This is a genomic window from Aquimarina gracilis, from assembly GCF_035285365.1.
Taxonomy (GTDB): Bacteria; Bacteroidota; Bacteroidia; order Flavobacteriales; family Flavobacteriaceae; genus Aquimarina; species Aquimarina gracilis.
This window is the reverse complement of sequence record NZ_JAYKLX010000004.1, coordinates 120,592-134,795: the sequence shown is the minus strand read 5'-3', so window position 1 is coordinate 134,795 and position 14,204 is coordinate 120,592. Positions and strand designations below refer to the sequence as shown.

The following is a 14,204-nucleotide window of genomic DNA, read 5'->3' as shown; positions in this document are numbered from 1 at the left end:
AAGACAATAAGTGTGCTCTTTGTGTATAAATTTTGGAAAAGATCAATTGGATATTTGATATCCAATTGATCTAAGCCACTATGGATTATAGAAGAATATCATCCTCTTCAGTTGGGCTAGAAACACACCATAAATTGGTTGAGTAACCAGAACACTGAACTGTTGAACCTTGACTACTATATCCTGAACTACAGAAAGGAGTTACAAGATTGTCATTGATTTCACTTTGATCAAACATTTGTGGTTTAATCAACTCACGGATTTTTTGATTTTCTTTCATAATTGAAAAATTTTTAAGTTAAATGATTTGTTTAAATAATTAGAAGACTGTTATAACAAAATATCATCTTCTTCTGTAGGACTAGATACACACCATGCACTTGATGAATAGCCATTACAACTACAAACATCAGAACCACTATGTGAATAATTAGAACTACAGTAAGGGACAACTAATTTGTCATCCAGTTCATTTTGATCAAACATTTGTGGTTTGATCAACTCACGGATTTTTTGTTTTTCTTTCATAAAAAAAACGGTTTAATGATTAATAATTAATTTAACAATGTATCTGTACAAATTACATTCTGGACATAGTGACAAATAGCAATCACTTGCATCTTCAAACTAGTTATTTGTCTTTTTGGTAATTAAGAACTATAAGTGCTTTTGAAACTTTAAAGCCGTGTTAAGCACTTTATCCTCATATGGAAATAAGTCTTTGTAAGTAAATATAGGGACATAGATATCGGGCTCTATACCATTATATTCTATAGCGCTATCACTTCCGGGGGCATAAAACTTATTCAAAATATTGTTTTTCAACACTAAGTTAAAAGGAAGGTGAAAGTAATCACCGCTTGCATAAGCTCCTGAGGTTTTTTCTGCGCCAATTATAGTTGTATTGGAATATTGTTTTAATAGTGAGGTAAATATCTCTGAAGCACAAGCCGTTTTTTTATCTACCAATATCACTATTTTTAAGTTTGACAAATCCAAGTACTTATTGGGTAGTATAACATTTGATGCCGAAATAGTTTTAGAACTATTAAACTCATAAGTGTTATGAGTAGCAGCAATAGGTTTCTTAAGAAAACATGATAGAATTCTAAAAGCCTCAACTTCTGCACCACCGGGATTACCTCTTAGATCAAAAATAATCCCATCTGATTTCTCTAGTTTTGGCTTATTATTAAAAAACCGAATCCAATCCCCCACCCTAAAACTATTAAGACGAAAATAACTCCAATCATCATATTCTCTAAACTGTGCATGAATTGGTCTGAAGTTTTTAGATACACGTAATTTTTTATCGTACCTATAAGTTATACTTTTTTCTTTTCCTGCATTTTTAAAGGTTAAGGTTGTTGAATCCTGAGAAGTTTTATAAAGCATTTTAGAGACTAGTTGCATCCTTTTATCTTCTTCTTTACCATAAAGTCTTATGTTTAAGTTTTTCAAATAGGAATCGACATTAACCCCATCTACCTTTGTAATTATAGAACCCAGAGGGATTTTATCGTGTAACTCATTGTTAAAAACACTTACAACTTGAATTTGCCCCCCTATCTCTTTTGCAAATACGGGCCCGGACTTTCTTTTTGTTTTATGCTGTTGTAAATAAAAATGACCATCAGAAAGTAAGTTAACAAGCTCTGATATGCTATTTAATTTTGAGTCAAAAGATCTTTTGGATTTTAATATTTCATTTAATTCATTGTGGATAAATTCTTTATCTATGTTATGTTCTTGATAAAAAGGATACTTATTAATGATAGTTGACAAGAGACTCAACACCTGACCTTTAAGCGCCTTATCATCTGAATAATTATTGGGTTTAAACCAAAAACTATTTGACGAAAAATTGCGAAAAATTGTAAAGTCCAATAACGGATAACTATTCCCAAAATCCTCGACCGAGTAAGAGATTTGATGATTCACACTATCCTTTGTAAGTTCATGAAAAAAAAAGCCTTTTGCAGGAATTTCAGAAATCTCATGGTCATAAAAACTTAATTGAGCAACTACAAATTTAAAAGGGTCTTCTTTTTTTATTTGCTCTTTTGCAATTACAATTCGAGATATATCCAAAGAGTCTTCTTGTTCTTGTTCTTGATCTTCGATACCCTCGATATTTCTAAATTTAGAAATAGAAATTTCTAAAGGCACCTGGTACTTTTGATGTTTGACTTTGACTATGTGATTGTACCAATTGCCATCGGTATCTTGTAGGTGCAAAGAATAACTCTTGATATTCGACACAAAAAGATTAGTATATACAAATGAACTATGTTTTGATAAACGGACAGGAGTTTCAAAATCTCTTACCCAACCTTTAATCTCTCTCCCAGAAATATTAAAAACCTGAGGCGTATCATTTAATATAGAAATCCCCCTATCAATCACATCCTCTTTAGGGCTCTGTGTAGGTCCAAAAAAAACATAACCTTTCCTATAATCTTCTTCTGAAAAGCCTTCTAACAAGTTGTGTTTATTTATTAACTTCCTCTCCCTGGTCGTAATACTCCATTGACCAAATATATCTATGGTTACTAGGCAGAAAATCAATACCAGAAAAACAAGTTGGTTCAAAAAAGTGTGAGTTTTTATTTGAATAGTCATATTGATTGAACAGATTAATTGATTTTTAAATCCTTTTCTTTTAATTGCACAATAACATCTTGCCGAAGAGACTCTATTCGCACCCTTATTTTATTGTTGTTGTTGTTACAATCAATGACCTCACAGTTCATTCCTTTTAAAGGTCCAGTTTTAATAGACATTTTCGTTCCATAAGTTACCGTTTGATTGTCGATATAGACATCATCAATATTAGGTGTGCTTATAATACTTTTAATATCCTTAACTTCTTCTTCGGTAACCCTGGCATATTGATTGCCAAATTTGATAAATGCACAGACCTCATTTAAAGATAATGCTTGATAGAAATTCTTATCAGAAGATATATAGACAAATAGGTAAGAAGGAAATAAAGGTGTTTCAATTGTAGCCTTACGATCACTCCAATTTCTTATTTTTTTCACCAAAGGTAAAAAAGTATCAAAACCCTTTTCTTTCAATAATCTTTGAGCCTTTTTTTCCTGACGGGATTGGACATACAAGACATACCAACCACTGACAAGTGATTTAGTCATAAATTTCCTAAATTAATTACTTAATAATTAGATCTGTGTTGAATAGATTATATAGCTTCGCTTCCCTGACTCCCATAGATTAGATATCGAATAAAAATCTATGTAAAATCTGGCTATATAATTTTTATGTGAGGTAGGCAATAAAAATTAGCGTTTCTGTTTAAAAATTTACCTTGTTTCCCTAAAAGATACACATATAAAAATGTGAGGAATTCTAAACAGCATTAACAAATATAGAAGAATATCGATACCATAACACGAGGTAAAACCATAAAAATTATACGGTTAATTCATGTATGGATGCATTACAAAAAATATAACCCAATGAATATCAGTAACTACCACTAAAAAGTAAGCTAAAGAAAAAAAAACAGCTAGTCAAAAAAGATATCAACACGAAAACGTTGTAGTTAATTTTGATATAAAGGTCCGCAATAAAAAAAGGATCTTTTTCACATGTTTAACCAAAGATTTTCTAGTAGTCCTAATACTTCTTTTAGATCATTATACATACTTCAAGATATTATTGAATGTTCTATTCTAGGTTTACATAGAGTATAATATAAAAGAATTACTTTTCTTTGTAGAAGATCTTACAAATTAGAAGTAGGTTCATTTTACACAAAAAACAACTTAATTTAGAATATTTAATGCCAAAGTTTCCGTTTTACAAACAAGCTGAATCTAAAGATTGCGGACCAACTTGTATAAAAATTATTGCCAAACATTACGGAAGAGTCCTAAACGTTCAAAAACTTAGAACGCTCAGTGAAACTACAAGAGAAGGTAGTTCTCTTTTGGGGCTAAGTGATGCGGTTGAAGAAATTGGTTTCAGATCGCTCGGAGTAAAGCTTTCATTAAATAAGTTAGACGAAGTTCCGCTGCCTTGTATCGTTCACTGGAACAAAGTACATTATGTAGTTGTTTATAAAATCAAAACTACTCGAAAAGGAGGGAAGACCATTTATGTTTCAGACCCTGCTCATGGCCTCATTACATATACCAAAGAAGAGTTTATAAAAGCCTGGATAGGAAATAATGCCGACGAAAATACCGAAGAAGGAGTCGCACTATTAGTAGAACCTACTCCAAACTTTTATAGTGATAATTTTGACGAGGAAGAAGAAAAATTTGGATTCAAATTTATATCAAAGTACGTTCTAAAGTATAAAGCGTTTCTATTTCAACTTATATTAGGTCTCGCCGCAGGAAGCTTGCTTCAGCTTATCACTCCTTTCTTAACACAAAGTATTGTCGATGTTGGTATTAAAAACCAAGATATAGATTTTATTTATCTTGTTTTAATAGCTATGCTATCCTTATTTATTGGAAGAACACTTATTGAAGTACTTAGAAGTTGGATTTTACTTCATTTAAGTACACGAATAAATATTTCATTAATTTCAGATTTCTTCATAAAATTAATGAACCTACCTATCTCCTATTTTGACGTAAAAATGACAGGAGATTTATTACAACGAATCAATGACCATAAAAGAATAGAACAAATCTTAACCATGTCCTCGTTAAATGTTCTTTTCTCTATGGTAAATCTTATTGTATTCAGTATCGTCTTAATTTACTATAGCATCCCCATATTTGGAATCTTTGCTGTAGGAAGCACCATTTATTTTGCCTGGATACTTATCTTCTTCAAAAAGAGGAAAAAACTTGACTACAAACGTTTTTCGCAAATAAGTGAAGAACAAAGTAAAGTAATCGAACTTGTAAATGGTATGCAGGAAATCAAACTTCATAATGCCGAAAAAAGGAAGCGTTGGAACTGGGAGTTTGTCCAAGCAAAATTGTTTAAAATATCCATAGAAAATCTTGCCCTAGAACAATACCAAAGTGTAGGATCTTCTTTTATTAATGAACTTAAAAATATCATAATTACTGTTTTTTCTGCAAAGCTTGTTATTGATGGAGACATCACTTTAGGTATGATGCTTGCCATTACAGCAATCGTGGGGCAACTTAATGCACCTATTTCTCAATTGATTAATTTCTTAAGAGAACTACAAGATGCACAAATCTCATTAGAACGTTTAGGCGAAATACACAATAAAGAAGACGAAGAACTTGCCGGAGATGAAAAAATAAAGGAAATCCCAGAAGATTCTGGTTTTTCTATCAAGGATTTAGCATTTAGGTATGTAGGATCAGACAAGCATGTTTTAGAAGACTTAAATTTGACCATCCCGGCCAACAAAATTACAGCAGTTGTTGGGGTAAGCGGGAGTGGAAAAACGACACTAATGAAACTACTCCTAAAGTTTTACGAACCTGGCGAAGGTCAAATATTTATTGGTTCCCATGATTTACAAAATGTTTCGCAACGAGCTTGGAGGGACCATTTTGGTGTTGTGATGCAAGAAGGCTATATTTTTAATGATACTATTGCCAATAATATTGCAGTTGGAGAGGATTATGTTGATAAAAAGAAATTGGCACACGCAGTAGATGTGGCAAATATAAAAGAGTTTATTGAATCTCTTCCACTATCCTATAACACCAAAATAGGAATGGAAGGCGTGGGATTAAGTACCGGTCAAAAACAACGTTTATTTATTGCAAGATCCGTATATAAAAATCCAAAGTTTTTATTCTTTGACGAAGCTACTTCGGCTCTAGATGCAAATAACGAAAAGGTTATTATGGAAAAATTAGATACCTTTTTCAAAAATAAAACGGTAATGGTAATTGCACATCGATTAAGTACTGTAAAAAATGCGCATCAAATTGTGGTTTTGGACAAAGGTAAAATTATTGAAGTGGGTAATCACGCAGAATTAATCAAAAAGAAAGGTAGCTACTACAACCTTGTAAAAAATCAACTAGAACTTGGGAAGTAATACCATCCAAGATTGAGAATTTATAACTATTTTTAGACTATGCCAGATACTTTAGACGATATACAATTACGAAGTGAAGAAGTTCAGGAAATTCTTACCCGGGTCCCGCATTGGATGATAAGATGGGGCAATCTGTTTATTCTCTTTTTGGTGATACTTTTATTGTTTTTATCATGGCTTATAAAATATCCCGATGTTATCCCTGCAGAAGCTATTATCACCACACAAATCCCCCCTCAAAAGGAATATGCCAAAGTAAGTGGCAAGATTGAATCAATACTAGTTGAAGATGGGCAAATTGTTCCCGAAGGCACCCCTTTGGCCATCTTAAGAAGTACCGCAAATTATCAAGATGTATTTGCGCTTAAATCCATTATTGATACTATATCCATAAATAGCCGATCATTTAATTTCCCGATTAATGATCTTCCTGTATTATTTTTGGGAGATATCGAAACGAGTTTTGCAATTTTTGAGAACAGTTATTCTGAATATTTACTAAATAAAGAACTTCGCCCTTTCTCTAATGAGGCCATGGCAAACCAGATCTCATTATCTGAATTATATAGGAGATATGAAAGCCTAAAGGGACAAAAAAGAATAGCACAAACCGAGTTAAATTTCAAAAGGAAAGATTTTGAGCGGCAACAAAACCTTTTCGAAAAAGGAGTAATTTCTGCTCAAGAATTTGAAAATAAAAAAATAGACCTTTTACAGGCAGAGCGCAATTATGAAAGTAATAATGTTCAATTGTCTCAAATTAATGAAAGTATAAGTGCCGCAACAAAGACCTCTAGGGGAACCGAAATAAACCAACAAAAAGAAGAAGTTAATCTTCGTAAAAAGGTACTTCAATCTTTTGATCAATTAAAAAAGAGTATTAAAGACTGGGAACTTCAGTACGTATTAAAATCTGATATAGAAGGTCGTGTATCGTTCCTTAATTTTTGGACTCAAAACCAAACCGTAACTGCAGGAGATCTTGTTTTTATCATTATACCTTCTGAAGCCTCTTCGTATTTGGCGAAAATCAAAGCCCCATCACAAAATTCTGGAAAGATCAAAATTGGTCAAACCGCCAATATTAGGCTAGAAAATTTTCCTGATAATGAATTTGGAACGCTAAAAGGAAAAGTAAAGCATATTTCTCTTTTACCAGATAAAAACGGGCTATATCTGATTGATGTTTCTTTACCCGAAAAACTAATAACAACGTATAACAAAGAAATACCTTTCAAACAAGAAATGAGAGGTGTGGTAGAAATTGTTACCGAAGATTTGAGGTTAATAGAGCGTTTCTTCTATCAATTTAGAAATTTAATGGATAAATAGTATACTTTTTCTCTATTGACTTTATTATGCCGCTTTTGGTAAATAAATGCAGAAAGTACTTCCACCACCAGGAGAACTTTCTACTTTAATTTCTCCTTTATTAAGTTCTATTAACTCTTTGCAGATTCTAAGCCCAAGACCCGTTCCTGTCTCATTTTGTGTTCCCGGCGTAGTAAAGGTATCTTCTGCAAATAGTTTATGAATATGGTCCGGATTGATGCCGATACCTGTATCTTTAAAACTTATTTCGAACTTATCTTCTTTTTCTTCTGAAAGAAGTGCGATCGAATCTCCTGGGTTACAAAATTTGATAGCATTAGCGATCAAGTTTTGTGCAACTATGGCAAACATATCTCTATCGGCAAAGATAACTGTTGGATTGAGCTCATTGATTAGTTTAACTCCTTTTTGATCTGCCTTATTTTGAAAAAAAGTAAATTTACTATGGATTACTTCAGAAATATCAAATGAAGTTGGATTCGCATTTAATTCCTTAAGCTGTGACTTCGACCAATTTAACAAATTGTGTAAAAGAATCGATGTTTGGTGTGTACCATTTGCCAGTAGTGGAACAATTTCTCTAAATTCTTTTTCAGAAATAGAGTTTTCTTTCAAAAGATTAAGCGTTCCTTCCAGACCATTGATTTCATTTTTCAAGTCGTGTGAAATTATAGAAAACAACTTATTTTTTACCTCGTTAGAATTATCAAGTTTTGCTATAAGCCTTTTTCTTTCATTACGTGTTCTAATGATAAGCACCAAAAATGTTAGAATAATCAAAACAGCAGCTATTGAAATGTAAGAGATTAAGCGATATCTAAATAATTCGGCAGCCGTTTCTCTTTCTCTTTCTTCTTGCTCTTCAATTAATTTTAATTGTTTTAATTCTGCTTCATACCTCGATTTAGTTCTCTCAACTTCTAAAGCCGCTTTATTATACTTTCTTTTATCTGAAAGTTCCTGATACTTTTTTTGCCACCCTAAAGCACTCAAGAGATCTCCTCGAGTTGAATCTAATTTGAAAGAATATTTATAATTCTTTAGTATTAAAGAAGTTACATTGGACTTAATTAAATCCTCTCTGGCAGTATTAAACAACTTTTGGGCTTTATTATAGTCTCCCTCTTTCAGAGCTATGATTCCTAATTGTTGTTTTGCATTAGTTACCAAAAGCTTAAAATTAGTCTGACTTCCAACACATTGTGTGGTATCATAATATTTTTTAGCCTTATCAAACTCATTCCCATACATGGCCGCTTTGGCCATAATACTATACGATTGTGCTATATGTCGTAAATCATCCTCATTCTTGTTAATTATCAAAGCTTTTTTCAATAAATCTTGTGCCTTTGATAAATCTCGATTTTCAGTATACAACAACGCCAAATTGTTCATTATCATACCCACACCAGCCATTTTGAGATGCTTTCTTAGGGTAATGGCTTTCAGATAATATTCTTCAGAATTCTTTATATCCTTTAAGTCTTTATAAATAATTGCCAGATTGTTGTAAACTCCAGATAACCCCACACTATCCTTTAGTTTTTCTCTATTTAATTTTGCTTCCAATAGATAGTTAGCAGCTTTTTCAATATTTCCTTTATTCTTTTCAATAATGTATTTATCATTATATACTCTTGCCAATCCATCTAAATCATTGATTTTTTTAAAATATTCAATGGATTTTTGAAAACTCCTATCGGCCTCAATATTTCTTAAAAGTGCGTCATTTATAAGTCCTTGTTGTTCAAACACAAGGCCTAATCCCCTTGTGTACTTGATTTTTTTGCCTATTCTAATAAGCTGATCGGTCAACTCTTGACCTCGATCAAATTGCTGTTCGGTAACGAATCCTTGTAAATCACTAACTGCTGTATTAAACAATACAGAATCTTTTGGTTTTTTTATTTTCGAAAGGTCTACACCCGATACCTGATTTTGCGCAAAAATCGGGATGCCTACCAAAAAGATTAGTAAGTAGGTTAAGCTGTACTTATTCATTTTGTTTATTTTGGGGTTAAATATGACAAAAAGCATATTTATTCCACAAAATACACAAAAAAATCAATTAAATATTATTTTGAAGCTATTTTCTTACAATTATTTATGGTTTTAACGCAAAAAATATTTATTTCACGAATCCTTTTTATCATTAGAATTTTCCTTTTTTGAAGTTACCCAATCTGCTATCAAATCTTCTAATACATTTAAGGGTACCGGTCCATTGGTAAGCACTACATCATGAAATTCTCTAATATCAAATTGATCGCCAAGTTCTTTTTTTGCATTTTCACGTAATTCAAGAATCTTGATCATCCCAATTTTATAGGCGGTAGCTTGACTTGGCATTACGATATGGCGTTCTACCATTTTGATAGCATCACTTTCGGCATTCGGTGTATTATCTGTATAATATTTTATGCCTTGTTCTCTTGTCCATTTTTTTGCATGAATACCTGTATCTACAACCAACCTACAGGCTCTCCAGAGTTCCATTGCTAATCTACCAAAATCTGAATAGGGATCATTGTAGAATCCAATATCTTTTGGTAATAATTCTGTATAGAGTCCCCATCCTTCGGTATAGGCAGTATAGCGACCAAATTTCCTGAATTTTGGGATATTTTTTAACTCCAATGCTATAGACCTTTGCATATGATGTCCTGGGATTCCTTCATGATAAGCTAAAGCTTCCATTTGATATTTTGGCATTGCTTTCATGTCATACAAATTGGCATAATACCTACCGGGTCTAGAGCCATCTGGGGTGCCTTGTTGGTAAAAGGCTTTCCCCGCACTTTTCTCTCTAAAAGGTTCTACTGCTTTTACAATAATATCAGCTTTTGGCTTAGTAATAAACAACTCGTCTAGTCTTGATTTCATACTATCAATCAATCCTACAGCTTGTTTCAAATATTCTGCTTTTCCTTTTTCATCATTCGGAAAATAAAATTGCTCGTCTTCTTTCATATACTTAAAAAAGTCTTGCAATGTTCCTTTATACTCAACCTTTTTCATAATCTCCCCCATTTCCCCATGAATACGTTCAACTTCTTTTAGACCAAGTTCATGAATTTGGTCTGCAGTCATATTGGTTGTAGTGGTTCTTTTTAAGGCATTATTGAAAAATGCATCTCCCTTGGGAAATTTCCAGCAACCATCATCGGTTGTAGCTCTTTGTTGCTGACCTTCGAGCAGCGTTATAAGATTTTCGTATGCTGGTTTTACACTTTCCAGCAATGCTTTATTAGCATCCTCAATAAGTTGATTAGTTTCTTCTTCAGAAAGTTTTAATGCCAAAACCTTTTCCTTGAAATCGGCTAATAAAGTACTTTCTTCATTAGAGTTATCAAATGGTTTTCCGGTAATAATATTTCGGCTATCGTCTAAAACCTTTGCAAACACAAACTTGGGAGGAAGAATACTATTTTTTTCTCTTATTTTAATATTATCTATTAATTGAGCAAATAAATCATCAATCCCATTTAATCTTGAAACATAAGCCTTTGCATCACTTTTATCTGAAACTCTATGCATATTAATCATAAAGGCTGGTATTTGTGCCTGTAAGCCTCCCATTTGGTTCACTGGGTAATTATAAAAACGATATTGAAAATCTTCAATCTCATTTTCAAGATCTTGTTTCATCAATGTATAACTTAAAGCCGTAGCCTTATCTAATTTTGATACATCTACTGAATCCTTTAAATAAGTAAGGCGTTCTTTTGTTCTTTCCAGATCCTTTACTTCTCTTTTGGAAGAGATATCATCCCACTTGCCATAATCCTTGGTTTTGATCCCCAAATAGGTTTGCATCATGGGAGATTTTTTCGTTTCTTCTTGAAATTGGGCTTCAAACCATCTATTTAATTTTTCAGAATTTTCCTCAATAGCCTTTGCTACATCAGCAGTATTTTCTACCGTACCTTCTTTTTGCTTACAGCCAAGTACTGCAAAGACCAGGGTCACTAGTAGAATATTTACTTTTACTTTATATATCATAATTAATTAGCGTTAAGAATTATTTGTTTAAAATATTGACTTCGATTGCAGAGTCATAATACACTTTATGTGTTTCTTTTGTAAAATGAGATTCTTCTGCTTTAAAAATATTCGGAACGTAGGTCTGAGGATTTAAATCTATAAGTGGAAACCATGTACTTTGTACCTGAATCTGGATTTTATGTCCTTTCTTAAACGTATGGTGAATATCTTGTAATTTAATATTTACAGCTGTTTTTTTGTTTGGTATAAAAGGTTCTGGTTTTGAAAAATCATTTCTAAAACGCCCTCGCATCACTTCACTTCGTACCATCATATGGTAATTACTCATTTTCAGATACTCTTGAGTTTCCTTGGTGTCTTCGGTATCTCCTGGAAATACATCGATCAATTTTACAATCCAATCTGCATCGGTACCAGACGTTGCTACTTTTAGCTTTGCTAATATTTCTCCCGACAATGTAACATCCTCATCCAGAATAGACGTTTCGAAAACCAAAACATCTGGTCGCCTGGCAGCGAACCTTTGATCATCTGTCATGTACTTTCTTGGAGTAAATACAACTTTGATATCTTCAGAATAGGGAACAGGTTTTTTGGGGTCACTTACAAATTCAGAAAATCCATCCTCTGCTTTTTCTGATAAATTCTCTGCCCCAGATAGATAAAACACTTTCTTTTCGGTATTTTCTGGAGGCCAATTTTCGAAAGAATCCCATTTCTTTTCACCTGTATCGAATATTTGAATTTCAGGCAACCCTGTATTTCCGTCCCCTTCTTTTTTAAGAAAATGATTAAAAAACTTAGTTTCTATATTTTTTTGATATTTTTCAGAAATATCGTCTCCAAAATATACATTACCTATCGCTTGGCGCCCTTTATTACGCGCCCAATCTCCATGACTCCATGGGCCAAAAACCATAATATTATAGTTTTTGCTTCGGTTCTCTATTTTTTCATACGTTTCAAAGGGCCCGTATAAATCCTCTGCATCAAATAGACCTCCTACAACCATTACTGCCGGTTTAATATCTTTAAGGTGCTGAATTATACCTCTTTTCTGCCAAAAATCGTCATAGTTAGGGTGTTCTTTCAACTGAGTCCAGAATACATTATCTTCTTTATAATACTTATCTAAGTTTTTTAGTGGTCCAACATCTAAAAAGAATTGATATTGATCCTCTGTAGGCAAATCTGTAAACGTATACCATGCTTCATTTGTTGGTTCCGTTTTTTCATGACCAAACAAAGCAGTAACTCGCCAATAGCTCAACAAATATGCCCCATTGTGATGGAAATCATCAAAGAAAAAATCTCCAATACATGCCTGAGGAGAAACAGCTTTTAATGCTGGATGCGAATCCAATAAAGAATAGGTAGCGTAAAACCCTGGATAAGAGATTCCCCAAATCCCAACTTTTCCATTGTTATTTGAGACATTTTTAACCAACCAATCTATGGTGTCATAAGTATCACTGGCTTCATCAAATTGTTTTCCTTTTTTATTGGGGATATAGGCTCGCATATTATCATAAACTCCTTCACTCATCCATCGTCCGCGAACATCCTGATAAACAATAATATTTCCTTCTTTCATCAAAAATTCGTTAGGACTTATTTTAGATGGAAACTGATCTTCTCCATATGGTATAGAACTATAAGGCGTACGTTTCATTAAAATGGGATATTGTCTTGAAGTATCTTTTGGAGAATATATTGTTGTGTGCAGTTTTATTCCATCTCGCATTACAATATCAACCTCTTTTTTTGTATAGTGATCTTTTACATTATACGGAATACTATCTTGAGCTATTCCAGATACAATAAATAGCAGAAATACACTTTTAAAAAGTGCTAATTTAATTAATCGCATTGGTGTTTAGTTAGTTTATCGCGGAAGATAAAAAAATGCAATTGTGAGCATGATAGTTTTAAGGAGACTTTAACAACAACAAAGTACCTTTATAAAAAAGCCTGACAAGTAAAGTTTCCTTATCAGGCTATTCTATCAATCAAAAATCTAAAAAATTATTTTGCTCTATCTTGAACACTTCTGGTTATAGCAGTAACCATTTTTCTTGGCATAAAACGTACAGAATTAGCAAGAACGGCATTCATAAACCCATGAATTGCTACCGTTTTTCCCTTCATCATGGCTTTATATCCGTATTCTGCCACTACTTTTGATGATGGAAGCTTTTTCCCTTTTACCAATTTACTTTCTTCCATTTCTGCCACAGCTTGAAAACCGCTCTCGGTGGCTCCGGGACATAGCGCAGTAACTGTAATATTTTTGTCTTTAAGTTCATTGGCAATAGCTTCTGAAAAATGTAAAACATATGATTTGGTTGCATAATAAATTGCCATTGTTGGCCCAGGTTGGAAAGCCGCGGTTGATGCAACATTCATGATTTTACCACTATTACGCTTTACCATATCCTGTAGGTATAGCTTTGTAAATTGTGTGAGTGCTGTAATATTAAGTTCGATCATTTTATGCTCTTTCTCCCAATCGGTTTCATAGAACATTCCAAAATCACCAAAACCTGCATTATTTATTAAAAAATCAACCTGAATTCCTTTTTGAGTGGTTTCATTATAGACATCTTGTGCAGCATTGGGAATTGAAAGATCTTTTGCAATAACAAATACTTCTATATCATAATCCTTTTCCAACTCGGATTTAAGCTCTTTTAATTTGGCCTCATTTCTTGCTATTAAAACAAGATTATCTCCTTTTGAAGCATGTACTTTTGCAAGTTCCAGTCCTATTCCCCCAGAAGCACCCGTAATTAAAGCAGTCTTTTTCATTTCAAAAATTGTTTTAGTGAATATTTATTCATTTAAATGTTAAAAAAAA

General features: G+C 32.8%; 10 protein-coding genes. 2 read left to right on the top strand and 8 right to left on the bottom strand.

Annotated elements, in window-relative coordinates; translation table 11 throughout:
* Positions 1-85: 85 nt before the first annotated feature.
* The 4 genes from U6A24_RS09205 to nusG all read right to left on the bottom strand — a co-directional run bounded on the left by U6A24_RS09205 (position 86) and on the right by nusG (position 3,155).
* Positions 86-280 carry a hypothetical protein gene (locus U6A24_RS09205; protein ID WP_324179669.1) on the bottom strand — a complete coding sequence of 65 codons (195 nt, stop codon included), beginning with the start codon at positions 278-280 and terminating at the stop codon, positions 86-88.
* Between the two features lie 50 nt (positions 281-330).
* Complete coding sequence (locus tag U6A24_RS09200) at positions 331-528, bottom strand: hypothetical protein (RefSeq protein ID WP_324179668.1); 198 nt, start codon at positions 526-528, stop codon at positions 331-333.
* Positions 529-657: 129 nt separating this feature from the next.
* Positions 658-2,592, bottom strand: coding sequence for a S41 family peptidase (locus U6A24_RS09195; RefSeq protein ID WP_324179667.1), 1,935 nt, complete (start codon positions 2,590-2,592; stop codon positions 658-660).
* 44 nt (positions 2,593-2,636) lie between these two features.
* Complete coding sequence (nusG, locus tag U6A24_RS09190; RefSeq protein ID WP_324179666.1) at positions 2,637-3,155, bottom strand: transcription termination/antitermination protein NusG; 519 nt, start codon at positions 3,153-3,155, stop codon at positions 2,637-2,639.
* A 650-nt stretch (positions 3,156-3,805) separates the two neighbouring features.
* Between nusG and U6A24_RS09185 the strand changes: the two genes are divergently transcribed.
* Positions 3,806-6,010 (top strand): peptidase domain-containing ABC transporter, encoded by a 2,205-nt coding sequence (locus tag U6A24_RS09185; RefSeq protein WP_324179665.1) that lies wholly within the window; start codon positions 3,806-3,808, stop codon positions 6,008-6,010.
* 39 nt (positions 6,011-6,049) lie between these two features.
* The gene (locus U6A24_RS09180; protein WP_324179664.1) at positions 6,050-7,342 is read left to right on the top strand and encodes an HlyD family secretion protein; all 1,293 of its coding nucleotides are present in this window, start codon (positions 6,050-6,052) and stop codon (positions 7,340-7,342) included.
* Positions 7,343-7,366: 24 nt separating this feature from the next.
* Here the strand turns inward: U6A24_RS09180 and U6A24_RS09175 are convergent, their stop codons facing one another.
* The 4 genes from U6A24_RS09175 to U6A24_RS09160 form a co-directional block, all read right to left on the bottom strand.
* Entirely contained in the window at positions 7,367-9,343 is a 1,977-nt protein-coding gene (locus U6A24_RS09175) for a tetratricopeptide repeat-containing sensor histidine kinase (protein WP_324179663.1), read from the bottom strand.
* Positions 9,344-9,475: 132 nt separating this feature from the next.
* Positions 9,476-11,344 (bottom strand): DUF885 domain-containing protein, encoded by a 1,869-nt coding sequence (locus tag U6A24_RS09170; protein ID WP_324179662.1) that lies wholly within the window; start codon positions 11,342-11,344, stop codon positions 9,476-9,478.
* Between the two features lie 19 nt (positions 11,345-11,363).
* On the bottom strand, positions 11,364-13,217 hold the full coding sequence (locus U6A24_RS09165; protein ID WP_324179661.1) for a CocE/NonD family hydrolase: 1,854 nt from the start codon (positions 13,215-13,217) through the stop codon (positions 11,364-11,366).
* A 155-nt stretch (positions 13,218-13,372) separates the two neighbouring features.
* The gene (locus U6A24_RS09160; protein ID WP_324179660.1) at positions 13,373-14,155 is read right to left on the bottom strand and encodes an SDR family NAD(P)-dependent oxidoreductase; all 783 of its coding nucleotides are present in this window, start codon (positions 14,153-14,155) and stop codon (positions 13,373-13,375) included.
* Positions 14,156-14,204 lie beyond the last annotated feature (49 nt).

What these genes read in the sequence shown, in the direction of transcription:
- nusG (WP_324179666.1), bottom strand. Translation starts at nt 3,155, where the DNA reads ATGACTAAATCACTTGTCAGTGGTTGGTATGTCTTGTATGTCCAATCC.
- U6A24_RS09200 (WP_324179668.1), bottom strand. Translation starts at nt 528, where the DNA reads ATGAAAGAAAAACAAAAAATCCGTGAGTTGATCAAACCACAAATGTTT.
- U6A24_RS09170 (WP_324179662.1), bottom strand. Translation starts at nt 11,344, where the DNA reads ATGATATATAAAGTAAAAGTAAATATTCTACTAGTGACCCTGGTCTTT.
- U6A24_RS09205 (WP_324179669.1), bottom strand. Translation starts at nt 280, where the DNA reads ATGAAAGAAAATCAAAAAATCCGTGAGTTGATTAAACCACAAATGTTT.
- U6A24_RS09180 (WP_324179664.1), top strand. Translation starts at nt 6,050, where the DNA reads ATGCCAGATACTTTAGACGATATACAATTACGAAGTGAAGAAGTTCAG.
- U6A24_RS09160 (WP_324179660.1), bottom strand. Translation starts at nt 14,155, where the DNA reads ATGAAAAAGACTGCTTTAATTACGGGTGCTTCTGGGGGAATAGGACTG.
- U6A24_RS09175 (WP_324179663.1), bottom strand. Translation starts at nt 9,343, where the DNA reads ATGAATAAGTACAGCTTAACCTACTTACTAATCTTTTTGGTAGGCATC.
- U6A24_RS09185 (WP_324179665.1), top strand. Translation starts at nt 3,806, where the DNA reads ATGCCAAAGTTTCCGTTTTACAAACAAGCTGAATCTAAAGATTGCGGA.
- U6A24_RS09165 (WP_324179661.1), bottom strand. Translation starts at nt 13,217, where the DNA reads ATGCGATTAATTAAATTAGCACTTTTTAAAAGTGTATTTCTGCTATTT.